We start from the raw sequence: 17,869 nt of genomic DNA on the forward strand, positions 1-17,869 counted from the left end.
ACTTCCCTTCTTTATCCAACTCTATTAAAAATAATCAATAGAGTACCTTTCGTCAATAGGCACCTTCTAATGTATTCAGTTGCTCAAGTTTAACAGGTAGCCAGCCTTCATTATTAACCCACTCCATGCTCACTCGATACATTTCTGCTTTGTCTTTTGTAGATACCGTAGCTATGGCTGTATCAGCACCACCATTATTTTGTAAACGCCAAATTATCATATTGTCATTGGCGATGCCTGTGGCAGCTGTAATGGTCGCTATTTTTTCAGCCCAGTCTACAGATTTAACATTATAGGACGATACATGCTCTCCTGTTTGTGTTGTAGGTGTAGGCTTCCAGCTATTATCTGTCACTGCACGGTCAACGATTGGATCATCTGATGTTGTTTCAACAACTGTGTCCTGCTCAGACTGTCCTGATTCCTCTTTAGGCTCTTCCTCTTTAGGCTCTTCTTTAGATACTTCCTCGTCTGCTTCAACGTCTTCCTCTTTAGGATGCTCTTGCGTCGCATCATCGTTCTTTTGCTCCTGAACTGGGTCCTCTTTTACTGTTTCTTCTGAGTCATCTTGCCATTTAAACACATATATTGCCGTTATAACAATTAGTATAAAGACAATGCCAATTAGTACATTTAAAAGTTTATCTAACTTTTTATTGTGAGATGGCTGCAGATGACGACTGCTTCGCGTTTGTCGTTCACTCACGAAAACTCCCCCTCTCTAGCCAATATTTTAACAAGTTCCTCACCACTTGCAAAATAAAAACAGCTAGCTCCTCTTAAGAAAGAAAAGCTAACTGCTTGTACACATCGATTATTTAATCGAAATAATTTTCACTTTCATCTCGCCAGCAGGTGTTTGTACAGCTACTTCTTCACCTTCTGCTTTTCCTAGTAGACCTTTAGCAATTGGTGATTCATTCGAGATTCTGAATTCCATTGGATCCGCTTCTGCTGAACCAACAATTGTGTATGATTCTTTATCTGTTGATGGTTTTCCATCAATAATCTCTACAAATGTAACCGTTTTCCCAAGTGAAACTACACTGTTATCTGTTACATCTTCTGAGATAATAACCGCGTTACGAATCATCGATTTTAAAGTAGAGATTCGTCCTTCTAAAAAGGCTTGTTCTTCTTTAGCAGAATCATATTCAGCATTTTCAGAAAGATCCCCGAAGTCACGTGCAATTTTTATACGTTCTACGATTTCCTTACGTGTTTCCGTTTCTAATTTCACTAATTCTTCTTCTAATTTTTTCTTACCCTCAGCTGTCATTGGGTACTGTTTTTCATTTGACAAAGTTCTTCACTCCTTATTTCTTCAATATAAAAACATAAAACTCGACCAAATGCATGCAAGAATGCATTTAATCGAATTTTTATTTATAATCCATTTCAAAATGCTCTTTGACCTAATAGTATGCATGCTTTACAAAAATATGTATTGATAAGCATGTAAATATTGTCAATACAACTCTATCTTATTACAATACGTGGTCAGTTTCAAGAATAGTTTTAATTTTCGTTACCATCAAATCGATAGCCACCTCATTATCCCCACCTTCAGGAATAATAATATCAGCATAACGTTTTGTCGGTTCAATAAATAAATTATGCATTGGGCGAACCGCAGATAGATACTGGTCAATCACAGAATCCGTTGTACGTCCACGCTCTTTAATATCACGCATTATGCGACGAATAATACGTAAATCAGAATCTGTATCTACAAATAATTTAATATCCATTAGATCACGTAAACCAGCATCTTCTAACACTAAAATACCTTCTAATATAATAACATCTACTGGAGCTACTTGAATTACTTCCTTCGCCCTTGTATGTTGCACGTAGTCATATACAGGTTTTTCGATAGGTTGACGCATTAAGAGCTTGTTAATATGCTCAATCAGCAGATCATTATCAAACGCAAGTGGATGGTCATAGTTTGTCTGTAAACGCTCCTCAAATGTTAAATGACGCTGATCTTTATAGTAATAATCTTGTTCGATTACAACTACCGAATGGTCACGGAAAACATCATAAATAGCATGTGTCACACTCGTTTTACCCGAGCACGATCCACCAGCGATTCCGATGACGACTGGACGCTTTGTTGCCATTATTTATTCTCCTTTCGCATCATGTTGTGCGGTTTTAAAGGCATATCACATTTAAATTTAACAATTTGTAATGGATGACGGGCCGCATCTAAGCTATTACCATCCTCATCCCAAATTTCACCCATTGTGAAGCGGAAGTTTTCGATTTCAGGACCAAAGAACTCTACTTCATCTCCAGGTTTAAAATAGTTACGTTGTTGCATTGTCACTATTTTTGTGTCTGAATCATGATCTAAAATTAATCCGGCAAATTCATATGTCGTTTTACGACCATGTACGCCAAACATTTGCTCTTCGTGGCCTGGCGCATCGTGGAAGAATGCTTCTGCTGTATCACGATTTGCACATTTATCTAGCTCTTCAAGCCATTCACGTTTAATGTTGAAGTTATCTGGGTCTGCACAATAAGCATCAATTACTTTACGATAAACAGAAATAACCGTTGCAACATAATGTATTGATTTCATGCGGCCTTCAACCTTTAATGAATCAATACCAAGCTCAATCATATGAGGGATGGCTTCGATTAATTTTAAATCTTTTGGGCTCATGGCAAACGATGCATGATTATCATCATATAATGCTTTTTCTGCACCATCTTCTACCTCATACAAATCATAATCCCAGCGACAAGATTGACAGCATCCTCCACGATTAGAGTCACGTGCAGTCATATGATTAGATAGTACACAACGACCTGAATAAGCGATACACATTGCCCCATGAACAAACGCTTCGATTTCAATATCGACTTTTTCCTTCATGAGCTTCATTTCTTCGCCACCTACTTCACGTGCTAAAACTACACGGTGTAAGCCCTCTTCTTTCCAATACTGTACTGCCTTCCAGTTAGATAGAGATTGTTGCGTAGAAAGATGAATTTCAAGCTTTGGCGCAGCTGTACGGCATGTTTCAATAATGAGCGGATCTGCTACGATAATGCCTGTTACGCCTGCTGATTCGATATCCTGCAAATACTGCTCTAAGCCATCCATATTTTCATTGTGAGCAAAAATATTCGTTGTAACATAGATCTTTGCACCATAATTATTGGCGAATTCTACACCCTCACGCATTTCCTCGATGGAAAAGTTATCTGCATTTGAACGAAGGCCGAATTCACGACCACCAATAAATACAGCATCTGCACCGTAATGTACTGCCACTTTTAATTTTTCTAAGCTACCTGCGGGGGCAAGTAGTTCAGGTTTCTTTGTAATGACACGCTTACCATCCACGATTCCACGGATTTTGTCATTTTGTTCTAATGCTAATGCCATGTTCTTGCCACCTCCTAGTACACTGTTTCTTTGAAGATAAACCCAGTATCGAGAGGTCTGATGGCTGGCTGAATGTCTTCAATTTTTGCTAGTAAATCATCTTTAATGTCTTCATAGGCATCTTCTGATTCATCAAAATATGTGTCGATTGCTTTACGGTAAGCCTGCGTTACAGTCTCAACGTATGCTGGTGTTTGCAGTACACCTTCGATTTTTAGTGCATCAATCCCGGCCTCGAATAATTCACCGAGTTCATCAATAATGCACATATCATTTGGACTGAAAATATGCGTACCATTTGCATCCTCATAAATCGGATATTTATTGTTACGCTCATCATCATGAAGGAACATATTTCGATTTTCCTTGCGATTTTCAATTTCCATTACTTTTTCTTGGTATAAGAAATAATGACCTAGTAATGGACGCTTCGATTGGAACATACAGGTCATACCATGTACTTGCACTTCAATTTCCATCTCCACATTTTCTTTAATTTCTACTACTTCATCTAAAGAAAGCTCACGTGCAAGTACTGCTCGAGTTGCACCACGTTTCCCCCAGTAATTAGCCGTAAACCAGTTTGTCGCAGTTGTTTCTGGACTCCAATGCAGTGGAATTGTTACACCTTGCTCACGACGTAAGATGATAACAGCAGGATCACCGTAAATTAATCGGTCAACACCAATCCGCTGCATTTCTTTTAAATAGTCGCCAAGTGCATCTAGTTTTTCATTATGGAAAAGCGCATTCACTGCAACATATACTTTCTTACCAGCTGCATGAATAAGTTTTGTTGCTTCTTCTACTTCGCTGACAGAAAATTCTCCAGCAAGACGAAGGCCAAATTGTTGTTCACCAATGATAAAAGCATCTGCTCCAGCTTCTATAAGTGCTTTGACATGGTCCACCGTCTGCGGTGTTACCAGCAATTCAGGTTTTTTCATAGTAGTCACCTCTTCAAACATAATAATAAGCCATCACCGACTGGTAAAAATGCACTTGTATAATCAGGATGGTGCATAATCCAATCTGTGAAGTTTTTTAAATTTCGAATCATAGTGCGCTTGCGACGCGGCACGTCCTTTAAGTCCAAATCTGACAAACCATGCATATACATATTATCGATATACAAGACTCCACCTGATTTCACAAGTGGGGCATATTTTTCAAAGAAACGTTGATATTGTCCCTTTGCTGCATCAATAAAAACTGCATCGAATGTCGTATGAATCGCCTTATCATCCACTTCTAAGGCATCCCCCTCAATAACAGTAATACGATTTGAATCAGTGGAACGTGCAATATAATCCTTCGCTTTCTTAACCCGGTCTACATCACGCTCAATCGTAACGATTTGCACATTTGGCAAAGCTTCTGCCATACGTAGCGCCGAATAACCGATTGCCGTACCAATTTCTAGAATGTTTGACGGATTTTGAATACGAAGTAACTGATTCAGTGCGTCTATGCCTGCAAGCTGCATAATCGGTACATGATTGTCCTTCGCATACGCCTCCATTTCTAACAGCAAATCATTACGTGGTTGAATAAATGATTGTATATACGCATCCGATAATTCCATTGTTTTATTTACACCTCAATCAATCACACCACAGCAAAATTGCCACTGACGCTTCACTATTACTCTGCTTTCTCGCAGATAAACAATACGTCAATTTTGAATTGCCTTTAGCAATGCACGAGGTCGATGACGATGTCAGTAACCTGAACAGGACTTGGCATTTATAACGAACATCTTAAATGACCTTCGCTGGGCGCTTTAACTTGATTCAGCTGAGGCTTGAATCCCAACTGAATCGATTACATTTTTTTGGCATTCATCCCCTACCTATGGAAGCAGAGGGATACTGTAGCTGTTGCACACTTAAAGCATGTTTTCGTTACATGAAAAGACCTGCTGATATAAATTACATACAACGAGGGGAGCCCCGTTGACCATATCCTTCATTCATCATCATTTACCTACAAAAAGAAAAAGACCAAACGTGATGTCTTGGTACTTTGCCATACAAAAATGAGCAATTGTTTTTTCGAATATGTTCGAAACAATTGCCACCACGTATATATTGAATCAATTACACTTCAGCGTAATTGTGTCCACACAATTCAAGACTTGCAGAGTAGTCTTTTATTGACGCTTCATTTTCACGTAAAAAACAGCTATGACATTCACCGGAGGCTTTAACTTTATTCAACAGGCATTTATAATACGCCTGTATAATGCAAGTCGAAACCTGCTGTTTCACACAAATTTTAAAGGTGGTATTTTGCTGAATAATGTTAAAATCACAATTTATAATAGCATGAAAATAGAAGGAAAGCTATTTTTCTTTCCTTCTATTCGTCTTATTGAATATGCTTTTTTCTAGTTAGACGTAGCTATTCAGCTTGTTTCAAATATTTTTCTACCTTTTGTAAATGCTCATCATAAGTTTTCGAGAAGTGGTTGACACCTTCTTTATCAGCTAAGAAATAGAAATAATCAGTTTTGCTCGGATTTAAAGAAGCTTCAATCGATGTTTTACCAGCACCAGCAATTGGTCCAGGTGGTAAGCCTTTGTTTTTGTATGTGTTATAAGCATTTTCCACTTCTAAATCCTCGAATAATACACGGTCTTTATGTGAACCAAGTGCATATAAAACAGTTGGGTCTGTTTGCAGTGGCATTCCTTCATCAATACGATTAAAGAATACACTCGCAATCGTTTCACGATCTGTTTGCGCTGTCGCTTCTTCCTCCAGTAATGAGGCAAATGTTAAGAGCTGATGCACCGACATTTGTTTTTCAGCTAAAGCATCACTGTAATTTTTCACAACATTATTCATAGCCGCTACCATTTCTTCTACAATGGATTCTAAAGAAGGTTTTTCTTCAAAGTATGAATACGTCGCTGGGAATAAATAGCCCTCTAAATCATAGCGAATATTGTCCGCTAGAACTGCATCTGTCACAAGTTCCGGATAGTTGGCCATCATTTGCTGAACAAACGTATCACTTGTCACTAAATCCATAAATTCTTTTTGTGTATACGGCGTTTTCTTCTCAATAATATTACCAATTTGTTCAAGTGTTAAGCCTTCCGGAATTGTCATTGTAAAGACTGGCACACGATACACTTTCCCAGTTTTCAAACTCTCGATAAGCTCGTCCAATGTCATCGCTTTTGTTAAATCATAATTTCCAGCTTGGAATTGTGATTCATTTTTAAACTTGGCATAATACTTAAACACGCGTGCATCTTTAATAATGCCTTTGTCTTCTAATAAAGCCGAAATAGACCCTAAACTTGAGCCAATCGGCACCTCAACGGCAATTGTTTTTGTCGCATCCGGATCCATTGGCTTTAGTGCACCCTTCACGTAGTTATAGCTCATAAAACCGACAATCCCAAATACTAGGACAAAAACGATTGCTATAATTGCTACTATTTTTCTCACAATTTTTACCTCTGATTTTTTTTCCTGCATTTTTGAAAACATTTCTTGTTTTTTCGAACCGTTATCCACGGGTTTCCCCCCTATCACTATCCATTATCATACTAGAAATCAACTTTTACGACAAACAGAAATCGACAATTCAGGAGAATTAGCACATATAGAAAAATCTGCCAACACTTTTGTCAGCAGATTTCATTTTTTTATAATTGAAAAGCGCCTTGTTTTTCTTCCCCTAATAAGCCTTGTGCAAGCTGTGAAATGACCACATCGTCAGCAGGTGGATTGAAGCGGCTGCACTGTACATCACGAAATAGGCGTTGTAATTTATTTGATTTTGAAATGCTCCGCCCACCAACAATTTGCATGGCTTTTGTCACAATTTCAATAGCATTATTGCAAATCATATACTTTGCAATACTTACATCGTCCGCTAATCGTTCCTTGATTGCTGGATTTTGTTCTACCTGAGAGGCAATGCTATAAAGTGTGCGTCTGGCCGTTTGATATAACACTTCAATTTCGCCAATTTTTTGTTGCACGTGGCTTGCATGGGCAATCGTATTTTCCAGACTGTATGAATAAGTGTTTTTTGCAAAGTCAATTGCATAATCCCTTGCAGACCCTGCAATGCCTAAATAAACAGCTGGAATTTCTAGTGAATAGACCCGACCATCTGCTAAAAAACGATTCACTTCATTTGGACGATGTCGGTATAATAATGCTTCATCAGGCACAAAAGTGTTATGGAAAATAATATCATGACTACCCGTAGCACGCATGCCCATCGCATCCCACGTATCAATAATTTCAACTTGTTCGTTTTTCATAATGAGGAACTCCGCAGATAAATTTTCTTCTTCTAAATAGGCGATAATCGTAAATTGCTTTAAAATTGGCGCTAATGAAGCAAAGGCCTTTTCACCTGTAATCATATAGCCCCCATTCACTTTTTTAGCAGTCGTCCCAGGTAAACTTCCACGTGAAATATTGCCCTTCCCTCGTTCACTATTGATAATATTCAATAGTAATCCTTCCTCGACAGCTTTCCGGCTCAGTTCTGAAAATACTGGTTCGGGCCATGTTCTAGCCTCACGGACATTTAAAAATGTTAATAAACGCCACCCAACAGACAGGGCAGTTGAAGCATCGCCTCTAGCTAACTGCTCCTGCACTAATAACATTTCATAGAGCGAAATTTCCTCCCCTCCATACTTTTTTGGCACCGTTAAGCGGAAATAGCCCGCGTCTTCTAAAATCCTAAAATGCTCAAATGGAAATTCACCACTTTCATCATAACTAGCTGCCGTTTTTTCAATTTGCGTTGCCAAGTCACGGGCATATTGTACAAGCTGTTGTTCACGGTTATTCCGAATAAATACATCACTCATTACGGTGTCACCTTACTTTTCACAAATCGATTTTCTGGCTTTTTCAGCCCTAAGTGCTCACGAAGTGTCGATCCTGTATAATCTTTCCGATAGATGCCGCGTTCCTGCAATATAGGGATAACCTTTTCTACAAAGTCCTCTAAATCACGAGGTAATAATGGAAATTGCAACATAAATCCATCTGCTGCATTCTCTACAATCCAGCGCTCCATTTCATCTGCAATTTGAATGGGTGTCCCAACGAAGGCATCACGTCGAGCTGGACCAAATAGACGCGCATATAAATCCCCGACTTTTAAATTTTCTTTTTTTATAATGTCTAAATGCTCATTGAAATGACTTTGAATACTGTTAACCTTTGGAAATTCCACTTCGATCGCTGGCGTATCTAAAGAATACTTAGAAAAATCAACATTCCCCATATAACCTGAAACAAACTTCAAGCTCTCATACGGATCAACTGCAGCTTGTAACTCATTGTACTTACGGTTGGCTTCTTCCTCCGTATCGCCGACAATTGGTGAAATGCCTTGCAATACTAGAAGTTCCTCTTGTGAACGCCCAAATGGAGCGAGCTGTACTTTTAAATTACGATAATGCTCCTTCGATTTTTCAATATCATCCCAGTGTACAAAAACTACTTCTGCTGTACGCGCTGCCAATTTTTGCCCTGGTTTCGACGCGCCTGCTTCTACAATAACAGGTTGCCCTTGCACGGAACGAGCAATATTCAAAGGCCCCTTTACTGATAAATACTCGCCCTTGAAGGCTGTTTCATGCACTTTTTTTGGATCGTAAAAAATATTATTTTCACGATCATAAACAAAAGCGTCATCTTCCCATGAATCCCATAATGACTGGACAACATCAATAAATTCCTCTGCACGTTCATAGCGATGATCGTGTTCCCAATGCTTATCACGACTAAAGTTTTGAGCAGTCTCACCTGTTGCATCGGCCGTCGTTACCAAGTTCCATGCAACGCGACCATTACTTATATGGTCAACGGACATTAACTGTCTTGCTAGCACATATGGTTCGCTATAAGTTGTCGATGCTGTCGCGCCTAGACCAATTTTTGTCGTTGCTGCGGCTAAAGCTGTAATCTGAATGAGCGGGTCAAAACGATTTAAAATATGAGGATGAGATGCATGATTAATTGCTAAACTATCAGCGACAAAAGCAATATCAAATTTACCCTTTTCGGCAATCTGTGCTACCTTTTGCAACGCTTGAATATCAATACTTGCATTTGTCTGCCCTTGAGGATGTTTCCAAGCTGCAACATGCATCCCAGCTCCTATTAAGTACAACGCTAACTTCAATTCCTTTTTCTTCGCCATTCATCATCTCTCCTATTTTAATATGAATAAAACTGTTTCCATGTTGCTAACTCCTCCAATGACAGCTTTACAGGAATATAATTACCTTTAGAAATATCTGTAATGAAATTTGCCGTGTCCTGACGTTGATAGATATCTACAATTTTTTTCAATGTGGCATTGTCCTTATCTTCTGCTTTTGCCACAATTACATTGATAAATGGCTTTGCAGTTTCATTCTCATGAATAATAGCATCCTTTAAAAGCAAGCCCGCTTCCACTGCCACACCATTATTAATAACCGCGAAATCAGCATCCTCCATTACACGTGGCGTTGTTGCACCCTCTACAGGCAGGATTGTTAAATTCTTCGGATTATCTTTAATACGGTCCTCTCCGCCATTGCCATCAAAATCATCTGTAACAGTGAGTAAATCGTATTCTTGCAGTAAGTACAATGCACGTCCCCAGTTTGACGGGTCGTTTGGTACGGCTATTTTAGCTCCTTCTTTGATATCCGTTACTGAGCTATATTTGTTTGAATATAGACCAATAGGCGCCATAATTGTCGTGCCTATCACCTGTAAATCTGTATGATTATTCGTATTAAATAAGTTTAAGTACGCTACATGCTGAAAGGCATTGATATCCACTTCACCCTCTGCCAATGCTTGATTTGGGTCGAATTGAGCGGAGAAAGTAACGAGTTCTAGCTCAAGATCTTCCTTCGCTGCTTGTTCTTTTATATACGCCCAAGTTTTCAGTTCCGAGCTGCGAATACCTACTTTTACGACATCCTTTTCTTCAGCGTTCGCACATGCTACAAGCAAAAATAATAACGTAAGCAATCCGATGACATAGTTCATTTTTTTCATGGTAATACTTCCCTTCTAAGACACTCTTCGTAGTTTTCTTTCAAAGCTATTGCCGATGCTTTGAATAATTTGAACGAGCACAACTAAAATCACAACCGTTACTAAAATCGTGACATTATCAAAGCGCTGATAGCCGTAAGTTATGGCGACATCACCAAGACCTCCGCCGCCAACTGCTCCAGCCATAGCTGTTGCTCCTATTAAGCCAATAGTTGCCGTCGTGACACTTAAAATCAATGATGGGAAAGCTTCAGGCAATAAAAATTTACGAATAATCTGGAATGGAGATGCCCCCATTGCCTTCGCCGCTTCAATAATGCCTTCATCCACTTCAAGTAAAGAATTTTCTATTAATCTGGAAATATACGGTCCGATATGCAATACAAGCGGCACAATTGCTGCTGTTGTCCCAATAGCCGTTCCAACAATTAAACGTGTAAATGGAATAATGGCAACGAGTAAAATAATAAATGGAATGGAACGAAGTGTATTTACAATAGGGTTCAAGATAGAAAAAAATAATTTATTTTCCAAAATATGTCTTTTTCTAGTGACAACTAATGTAATGCCTAAGATAAAGCCCAAGATAGCGCCGAAAAATAACGAGATACTAACCATGTACAGCGTATCCCACACTGCGTCGATAATGATTTGTGCGCTCACCTTCATGTGCACTGACCTCCTCAATCTGAATATTTTTGTTTTGAATATATAAAAATGCTTTTTGTATTTCTGGTTCAGGTCCAACAAGTTCTACTATTAAATGACCAAAAGGTATTCCTTGTAGTTCAGTGATATTGCCAAACAATACATTGACATCGACATTGAATTTTTTCGCCACCTGTGATACAACAGGTTGCCCAACATCTACCCCAATAAATTTCATGTTAAAAACCCGTTTCGAGCCATTTTTTTCTTTCAGTTGCTCATAGATCGACTGAGGTATGTCATCACGTACGACCGACTGCACAAAATTTTTGGTTGTATCTTCCTTTGGTGCTGAAAAAATTTCAAGTACATTCCCTTCTTCAATAATGTGACCATTTTCCATAACCGCAACACGATTACATATGTCACGTATTACTGCCATCTCATGCGTAATCATTAAAATCGTAATACCAAACGCAATATTGACACGCTTTAATAGCTCTAAAATAGATTTAGTCGTTTGTGGATCCAGCGCAGATGTCGCTTCATCACACAATAATATTTTTGGCTTGGTGACAAGTGCACGCGCAATCCCAACCCGTTGCTTTTGACCACCTGATAATTCATCTATATAACGATTGGCCTTATCTTCTAAACCAACGAATGTTAAAACCTCACGTACTTGTGTTTCAATTATTGTTTTTTTGACACCACCTAACTCCAATGGTATCGCCACATTTTCAAAAACTGTTTTAGAATTAAGAAGATTGAAGTGTTGGAAAATCATTCCGATTTTTTTCTTTTCCTCTCGTAATTGTTTTTTACTTAATGTTGTAAGATTTATGCCATGCACAAGTACCTGACCTGAAGTAGGCTCTTCCAACAGATTCACTGTTCTTATTAAGGTACTTTTACCAGCACCACTAAAACCAATAACGCCAAATATATCACCTTTTCGAACCGTTAAATTAATGTGATCTAAAGCCTTCACAGTGGATTGCCCTACCTGAAATTCCTTTGTCGTTTCGATGAATTCAATCATGCCCCTGTACCTCCTTCTCGTTGAATTTTGTTTATAATTTTGCTGCATAATGTTAAAAAACTGGAACGACAGCACCTTTGTATTGTTCTTCAAAAAACTGGCGCGCCTTATCACTTGTCAACCATTTAACAACCTTTTGAATGGCAACATCATCCTTTCTTTCTTTAGTCGTGGCGATAATATTGACATATGGTGACTCTGACCCTTCACTGATGAGTGCGTCCTCTCCGGGATTATATCCCCCTTCTAATGCGTAGTTTGTATTAATAGCAGCCGCATTTACATCATCTAATGAACGAACTAATAAGAGTGAATCGACCCCGATAAATTGGATATTCTTTTCATTTTTTGTTATATCCTCGACTGTAAAATCACTTTGTTTCGTATCATCTAATTCAATAAGACCATTACTCTCAAATAATAATAATGCACGAGAAAAATTGACTACATCATTTGGTACTGCTACTTCTGCATTCTGTGGTAAATCGGTAATGTTATCGATTGTTTTTGAATACACACCAAATGGTTCAATGTGAATGCCTTCTACACTAACTAAATCTAAATGGCTTTCTTTATTGGTCTGCTCTAAAAATGGGATATGCTGAAAATAATTGAAATCCAATTCACCGTCAGCTGTTTGTTGATTTGTTTGTACGGCATCTTTTAAAATAGAAATTTCTAATTTCACACCCTCTTTTGCAATATCATCCGCTAAATATTCCAATACCTCTGCGTGGGGTACACTTGCTGCACCTACTTTTAATGTCACCGTTTCATCTTTACTTGCCTCGCCTGATTGTGTACAACCTGCTAATACGCCAATTACTAATGCACCGACTAACAAAGCCCATAATTTCCTCATTTCAATTTCCTCCTTTGTGAATATGTTTACTTGGTTTTAAAGTTAAATAAAAATTGAAAATTCATGAATATATGAAGTTTTCTCTTAAAAAATCAAATTATTTGAAATTTCTTTTTTATATAAAACAAATCTTATCCATTTACTAGTGATTGGTCAATACCATTTTTTCTTATTTTTTCCTCTTGATCTAAAAATCCCGAAAATACAAAACAAAAAATCAATTATTTTCTACTTTAATGCTAATATCACATCGAAAATACACGTTTTTCATTATTATATAGAAAACTTTTGAGTATCTAATAGAAATTTTCAATTAGGTTCACGAATGTAAAAAAAACTCCGAATAGCATATCGCCACTCAGAGTGTTGTTTATAATTCATTTAATTTATCTTCTACAAATGTCCATTCTTCATCTGTTTCAATTGGTAGTAATTCCTCAATATTGCCGTCCTTGCCCGGCACATAGTGCGCAGCAAAAATATCTCGCTCCTCAAATGGCTCGTCCGTTGCAGGAACATAGAGCACATACGATTTACCAAATTGTTCTGATGCAAATGTATGAATCACCTCACACACTTGATCATTGCCCTCTTCATCTGTCACAGTTATAAGTTGTGGCTCTTCTTCAAATTCATCAAGAAGCGTTAATACAACCTCATTAATCATTTCCCACTCTGCCTCTGTTTCAACAGGCTGTAAATTTGTCATTTCTCCATTGTTGTCATCATAATCGAACGTCATGGCTGAAATATCGCCAGGAATTTCATTGCCATCTGCGTCAATTAACGAAAACAGTACATATGATTTTTCCTCAGCATCGAATGTAAAGACTACACGGCATTTTTGCTCCTTGCCATCCTCATTCTTAATCATAAACTCTTGAATTTCTTCGTTCATTAGAAAATCCCTCCTTATTTAAATCAATTGGTGCTTTGGTTTAATGATGTCCAATTACACTTATCATAGACTTTACTGCATGCTGTTGAGGTTATATTCACTACTGAACACAGTAAAAAAGGAACAAGGACCGCACATTGCCATCCTTGTTCCCACACTTCAAATAGAAAAACGATTATTCTTCGTCTTCGTCCTCTAAAGCGTTTAAAACGTCTTCCACCATATCCCACTCTGCTTCCGTTTCGATAGGTGTTAACTCACCATCTTCGCCGTTTTCAGAAGGTACGAATGAAGATACGAAGATTTCTACTGAACCTTCTTCATCTTCTTCAGCGCCTACCATTGAGTAAAATACGTATGATTTTCCAAATTCAGGAGACTCGTGTACGTGAATTACTTCGCAAAGCTGCTCGTTTCCGCTTTCGTCAATCACTGTAATATGTTGTACATGTAATTCTTCTTCATGGTTATGCTCTTGTGCCATGTCTGTCACCTCATCAGTTAATTTTTGCTATCTAAATAGCCTTGTAAAATCATCACAGCAGCCATTTTATCAATAACCTGCTTGCGTTTTTTGCGACTTACATCCGCTTCGATTAGCATGCGCTCAGCAGCCATCGTCGTTAATCGTTCGTCCCAAAGCTTGACCGGTAGTGAAAATGTTTCTTCTAATAACTTTTTATAGTTTTCAGAAGCCACTCCACGTGGTCCTACCGTATTATTCATGTTTTTCGGGAATCCTACAACAAATTCTGTTATAGTATATTCCTTCACTAGCTCGGCTAAACGGTCGATGCCGAACACGCCATTTGCTTCATCAATTTTTACGGTTTCAATACCTTGTGCCGTCCAGCCAAGTGCATCACTAATTGCAACGCCCACTGTTTTCGACCCAACGTCTAATCCCATAATTCTCATTTCTAGTCCTCGTTATTCTTTTTGATATAAAATTTAACAAGCTCTTCTAGAATTTCGTCACGCTCAAGCTTGCGAATTAAATTACGAGCATCCTGATGGCGAGGAATATACGCCGGATCACCAGAAAGTAAGTAACCGACAATCTGATTGATAGGATTATATCCCTTTTCCTCTAATGAAGAATGTACTTTCAACATTACCTGCTTGACTTCCTGTTCCATTGATTCTTCTGGAAAATTAAATTTCATCGTTTGATCAAATGAACTCATGACCAGCACCTCGCTTTCAGAAATAAGGAGATGTGCAAAGAAGCTCATCTCCAATTTCTCTTTATTATAACCGATTTGGCGGATTAATTAAATGGATTTAACGTAATCATACACAGAAAGTAGCGCTTCATCAAGTTTTGATGCATCTTTTGCACCTGCCATCGCCATATCCGGACGGCCTCCGCCTTTACCGCCACAAGCTTCTGCTACCATTTTCACGATATTTCCAGCGTGATAGTTTCCGCCCACTAAATCTTTTGTGACACCTGCACAAAGCATAACTTTATCGCCATCAACAGCACCTAAAACGACAATTGCTTTATTCATTTTTACTTTTAAATCATCCATCATTTGACGCAATTGATTGTTGTCTTTCGCTTCTACTTTAGTAGATAAGACTGTTACATCACCAATTGTTTGAGCTGCGTCTACGATAGCACCTGCTTGTGCATTTGCAATTTTTTGTGATAGTGCTTCATTATCACGTTGTAATTCTTTATAGTCTGCTTGTAGTGCTTGTACTTTTGTCACAATATCTTTTGGATTCGCTTTTAGTAAGGCAGCTGCATCATTTAAGTACGCCTCTTCTTCTTTTACGGCTTCGTAAGCAACTTTACCAGCCACTGCCTCAATACGTCGAGTTCCTGCACCAATACCGCCTTCAGACACGATTTTGAAGAAGCCGATTTCAGAAGAACGTTTTACGTGGATACCACCGCAAAGCTCAATAGAGTAGTCACCGATAGATACAACGCGTACGACATCGCCGTATTTCTCACCGAATAATGCCATTGCACCCATTGCCTTTGCTTCATCGATACCTTTTTCTTCAATCACAACTTCAATATCATCCCACACTTTTTCGTTTACGATACGTTCAATTTGCTGTAACTCTTCTTTTGTCACTTGACCGAAGTGAGAGAAGTCAAAACGTAAACGATCAGGACCCACATATGAACCAGCTTGATTTACATGATCACCTAATACGTCTTTTAACGCACGTTGCATAATATGTGTCGCAGTATGATTTTTAATAATTAGGTTTCGCGCATCACGATTGACCACCGCTTTTACTGCATCTTCAACATGCATTTCACCAGATTCCACAATTACAGTGTGCAATGGTTGTCCATTTGGCGCTTTTTGTACATCCTTCACAATAGCAGTAAAGCTATCATTCGAAATGACACCACTATCCGCAATTTGTCCACCCATTTCAGCGTAAAATGGTGTTTTTGTTATTACAACTAGCGCTTCTTGCCCTTCAGAAGCTACTTTTGCCACTTGGCCGTTGACAATCATCGCTGCTACTTCTGTATCTACCGATAATGTTTCGTAACCAACAAATTCACTTGCCACGGTTAAGTTAGCTAGTACTTCATTTTGTACTTGCATGGAATCTACATCTTGACGAGCTGCACGTGCACGCTCACGTTGTTCTTCCATTGCAACCTCGAATCCTTCATGGTCAACCTTCATGCCCACTTCTTCCGCATACTCTTCTGTTAATTCGATTGGGAAACCGTATGTGTCATATAAACGGAATGCATCTGCACCAGGAATATAGTCTTGTCCCGCTGATTTTTGTACTTCTACAACATCGTTAAAGATTGCTAAACCACCGTCTAATGTTTCATGGAAGCGAATTTCCTCATTTTTAATAACACGTTGAATAAATTCACATTTCTCTGTTACTTCAGGGTAGAAATCAACCATAATTTCACCAACAGTTGGGACTAATTCAAACATAAATGGTTTCTCGATGCCAATTTGTTTTGCATAACGAACGGCACGACGTAGTAAACGACGTAAAACATAGCCACGACCTTCGTTTGACGGAAGTGCACCATCACCGATTGCAAACGCGACCGTACGAATATGGTCGGCAATGACTTTAAACGGTGTGTTAATGTCTTCTTCTGTTCCGAAGATTTCACTTAACGCCACTTCACCAGGACGCTTATATTGACGGTTTGCGAATTGTTCAATTTTTTCAATAATTGGCATGAATAAATCCGTATCAAAGTTTGTTGGGACGTTTTGCACCACGGATACAATACGCTCTAGTCCCATCCCTGTATCAATATTTTGCTTTGGTAGTGGTGTGTATGTGCCATCAGGATTATGGTTGAATTGAGAGAACACCAAGTTCCAAATTTCTAGATAGCGCTCATTTTCGCCACCAGGATACATTTCTGGATCATTTTCATCTGAGCCATACGCTTCCCCACGGTCATAGAAAATTTCTGAGTTCGGACCCGATGGACCTTCTCCAATATCCCAGAAGTTCCCCTCTAAACGGATTAAACGCTCTTCTGGAATGCCAATTTCGTTATGCCATACAGCATATGCTTCTTGGTCTTCCGGATGTAACGTAATCGATAAAAGTTCTGGATCAAAGCCCATCCATTTTTTATCCGTCAAAAATTCCCATGCGTAATGTATGGACTCTTTTTTGAAATAGTCACCGATTGAGAAGTTTCCAAGCATTTCAAAGAATGTATGGTGACGAGCTGTTTTCCCGACATTTTCAATATCATTTGTACGGATAGATTTTTGTGCATTTGTAATACGTGGATTGTCAGGAATAATACGACCATCAAAATAAGGTTTTAGTGTTGCAACACCTGAGTTAATCCATAATAACGACGGATCATTAATAGGTACAAGTGGTGCTGACGGCTCATGATGATGTCCTTTTTCTTTAAAAAACTCTAAATACATACGTCGAATTTCTGCTGCGTTCATGTGGAAAGTTCCTCCTCTTATCTACGTAAAA

Annotated in this window: 18 protein-coding genes and 1 pseudogene; all 19 read right to left on the minus strand. The window is 38.6% G+C overall.

What is annotated here, in order from left to right; genetic code table 11:
• Positions 1 to 52: 52 nt before the first annotated feature.
• The 19 genes and pseudogenes from ACQKII_RS05670 to alaS all read right to left on the minus strand — a co-directional run bounded on the left by ACQKII_RS05670 (position 53) and on the right by alaS (position 17,838).
• On the minus strand, positions 53 to 706 hold the full coding sequence (locus ACQKII_RS05670; protein ID WP_427457160.1) for a YrrS family protein: 654 nt from the start codon (positions 704 to 706) through the stop codon (positions 53 to 55).
• A gap of 108 nt (positions 707 to 814) precedes the next feature.
• Complete coding sequence (greA, locus tag ACQKII_RS05675; RefSeq protein WP_427457162.1) at positions 815 to 1,303, minus strand: transcription elongation factor GreA; 489 nt, start codon at positions 1,301 to 1,303, stop codon at positions 815 to 817.
• Between the two features lie 184 nt (positions 1,304 to 1,487).
• A complete protein-coding gene (gene udk, locus ACQKII_RS05680) occupies positions 1,488 to 2,126 on the minus strand; it encodes a uridine kinase (RefSeq protein ID WP_427457164.1) in 639 nt (212 codons plus the stop codon).
• Positions 2,126 to 3,406, minus strand: a complete 1,281-nt coding sequence (locus ACQKII_RS05685) for a peptidase U32 family protein (protein WP_427457166.1) — start codon at positions 3,404 to 3,406, stop codon at positions 2,126 to 2,128. Before ACQKII_RS05685 ends, udk begins: the two co-directional genes overlap by 1 nt.
• 14 nt (positions 3,407 to 3,420) lie before the next feature.
• The gene (locus ACQKII_RS05690) at positions 3,421 to 4,353 is read right to left on the minus strand and encodes a peptidase U32 family protein (RefSeq protein WP_427457168.1); all 933 of its coding nucleotides are present in this window, start codon (positions 4,351 to 4,353) and stop codon (positions 3,421 to 3,423) included.
• A gap of 5 nt (positions 4,354 to 4,358) precedes the next feature.
• Positions 4,359 to 4,991, minus strand: coding sequence for an O-methyltransferase (locus ACQKII_RS05695; protein WP_427457170.1), 633 nt, complete (start codon positions 4,989 to 4,991; stop codon positions 4,359 to 4,361).
• 818 nt (positions 4,992 to 5,809) lie between these two features.
• Complete coding sequence (gene mltG / locus ACQKII_RS05700) at positions 5,810 to 6,937, minus strand: endolytic transglycosylase MltG (RefSeq protein ID WP_427457172.1); 1,128 nt, start codon at positions 6,935 to 6,937, stop codon at positions 5,810 to 5,812.
• Between the two features lie 131 nt (positions 6,938 to 7,068).
• Positions 7,069 to 8,256, minus strand: coding sequence for an acyl-CoA dehydrogenase family protein (locus tag ACQKII_RS05705; protein ID WP_427457174.1), 1,188 nt, complete (start codon positions 8,254 to 8,256; stop codon positions 7,069 to 7,071).
• Complete coding sequence (locus tag ACQKII_RS05710; protein ID WP_427457176.1) at positions 8,256 to 9,599, minus strand: LLM class flavin-dependent oxidoreductase; 1,344 nt, start codon at positions 9,597 to 9,599, stop codon at positions 8,256 to 8,258. Before ACQKII_RS05710 ends, ACQKII_RS05705 begins: the two co-directional genes overlap by 1 nt.
• 17 nt (positions 9,600 to 9,616) lie before the next feature.
• Positions 9,617 to 10,444 carry a MetQ/NlpA family ABC transporter substrate-binding protein gene (locus ACQKII_RS05715; RefSeq protein WP_427457467.1) on the minus strand — a complete coding sequence of 276 codons (828 nt, stop codon included), beginning with the start codon at positions 10,442 to 10,444 and terminating at the stop codon, positions 9,617 to 9,619.
• A 24-nt stretch (positions 10,445 to 10,468) separates the two neighbouring features.
• Positions 10,469 to 11,122, minus strand: coding sequence for a methionine ABC transporter permease (locus ACQKII_RS05720; protein ID WP_427457178.1), 654 nt, complete (start codon positions 11,120 to 11,122; stop codon positions 10,469 to 10,471).
• A complete protein-coding gene (locus tag ACQKII_RS05725) occupies positions 11,064 to 12,143 on the minus strand; it encodes a methionine ABC transporter ATP-binding protein (protein WP_427457180.1) in 1,080 nt (359 codons plus the stop codon). Before ACQKII_RS05725 ends, ACQKII_RS05720 begins: the two co-directional genes overlap by 59 nt.
• A gap of 52 nt (positions 12,144 to 12,195) precedes the next feature.
• A complete protein-coding gene (locus ACQKII_RS05730) occupies positions 12,196 to 13,005 on the minus strand; it encodes a MetQ/NlpA family ABC transporter substrate-binding protein (RefSeq protein ID WP_427457182.1) in 810 nt (269 codons plus the stop codon).
• A 370-nt stretch (positions 13,006 to 13,375) separates the two neighbouring features.
• Complete coding sequence (locus tag ACQKII_RS05735) at positions 13,376 to 13,672, minus strand: DUF1292 domain-containing protein (protein ID WP_427457469.1); 297 nt, start codon at positions 13,670 to 13,672, stop codon at positions 13,376 to 13,378.
• A pseudogene (locus tag ACQKII_RS05740) lies at positions 13,652 to 13,903 on the minus strand (DUF1292 domain-containing protein); the annotation flags it as partial. The pseudogene ACQKII_RS05740 and the gene ACQKII_RS05735, both read right to left, overlap by 21 nt.
• Before the next feature lie 175 nt (positions 13,904 to 14,078).
• On the minus strand, positions 14,079 to 14,387 hold the full coding sequence (locus ACQKII_RS05745) for a DUF1292 domain-containing protein (RefSeq protein WP_143995537.1): 309 nt from the start codon (positions 14,385 to 14,387) through the stop codon (positions 14,079 to 14,081).
• A gap of 17 nt (positions 14,388 to 14,404) precedes the next feature.
• Positions 14,405 to 14,821 (minus strand): Holliday junction resolvase RuvX, encoded by a 417-nt coding sequence (gene ruvX / locus ACQKII_RS05750; RefSeq protein WP_427457184.1) that lies wholly within the window; start codon positions 14,819 to 14,821, stop codon positions 14,405 to 14,407.
• A gap of 2 nt (positions 14,822 to 14,823) precedes the next feature.
• Entirely contained in the window at positions 14,824 to 15,090 is a 267-nt protein-coding gene (locus ACQKII_RS05755) for an IreB family regulatory phosphoprotein (protein ID WP_004226839.1), read from the minus strand.
• An 87-nt stretch (positions 15,091 to 15,177) separates the two neighbouring features.
• Positions 15,178 to 17,838 (minus strand): alanine--tRNA ligase, encoded by a 2,661-nt coding sequence (gene alaS, locus ACQKII_RS05760; protein WP_427457186.1) that lies wholly within the window; start codon positions 17,836 to 17,838, stop codon positions 15,178 to 15,180.
• Positions 17,839 to 17,869 lie beyond the last annotated feature (31 nt).

Source organism: Lysinibacillus sp. NPDC048646 (assembly GCF_050272295.1).
GTDB lineage: Bacteria > Bacillota > Bacilli > Bacillales_A > Planococcaceae > Lysinibacillus.

What these genes read in the sequence shown, in the direction of transcription:
- ACQKII_RS05720 (WP_427457178.1), bottom strand. Translation starts at nt 11,122, where the DNA reads ATGAAGGTGAGCGCACAAATCATTATCGACGCAGTGTGGGATACGCTG.
- ACQKII_RS05715 (WP_427457467.1), bottom strand. Translation starts at nt 10,444, where the DNA reads ATGAACTATGTCATCGGATTGCTTACGTTATTATTTTTGCTTGTAGCA.
- alaS (WP_427457186.1), bottom strand. Translation starts at nt 17,838, where the DNA reads ATGAACGCAGCAGAAATTCGACGTATGTATTTAGAGTTTTTTAAAGAA.
- ACQKII_RS05685 (WP_427457166.1), bottom strand. Translation starts at nt 3,406, where the DNA reads ATGGCATTAGCATTAGAACAAAATGACAAAATCCGTGGAATCGTGGAT.
- ACQKII_RS05755 (WP_004226839.1), bottom strand. Translation starts at nt 15,090, where the DNA reads ATGAGTTCATTTGATCAAACGATGAAATTTAATTTTCCAGAAGAATCA.
- ruvX (WP_427457184.1), bottom strand. Translation starts at nt 14,821, where the DNA reads ATGAGAATTATGGGATTAGACGTTGGGTCGAAAACAGTGGGCGTTGCA.
- ACQKII_RS05705 (WP_427457174.1), bottom strand. Translation starts at nt 8,256, where the DNA reads ATGAGTGATGTATTTATTCGGAATAACCGTGAACAACAGCTTGTACAA.
- udk (WP_427457164.1), bottom strand. Translation starts at nt 2,126, where the DNA reads ATGGCAACAAAGCGTCCAGTCGTCATCGGAATCGCTGGTGGATCGTGC.
- ACQKII_RS05735 (WP_427457469.1), bottom strand. Translation starts at nt 13,672, where the DNA reads ATGATTAATGAGGTTGTATTAACGCTTCTTGATGAATTTGAAGAAGAG.
- ACQKII_RS05725 (WP_427457180.1), bottom strand. Translation starts at nt 12,143, where the DNA reads ATGATTGAATTCATCGAAACGACAAAGGAATTTCAGGTAGGGCAATCC.
- ACQKII_RS05690 (WP_427457168.1), bottom strand. Translation starts at nt 4,353, where the DNA reads ATGAAAAAACCTGAATTGCTGGTAACACCGCAGACGGTGGACCATGTC.
- ACQKII_RS05695 (WP_427457170.1), bottom strand. Translation starts at nt 4,991, where the DNA reads ATGGAATTATCGGATGCGTATATACAATCATTTATTCAACCACGTAAT.
- ACQKII_RS05745 (WP_143995537.1), bottom strand. Translation starts at nt 14,387, where the DNA reads ATGGCACAAGAGCATAACCATGAAGAAGAATTACATGTACAACATATT.
- ACQKII_RS05730 (WP_427457182.1), bottom strand. Translation starts at nt 13,005, where the DNA reads ATGAGGAAATTATGGGCTTTGTTAGTCGGTGCATTAGTAATTGGCGTA.
- ACQKII_RS05710 (WP_427457176.1), bottom strand. Translation starts at nt 9,599, where the DNA reads ATGGCGAAGAAAAAGGAATTGAAGTTAGCGTTGTACTTAATAGGAGCT.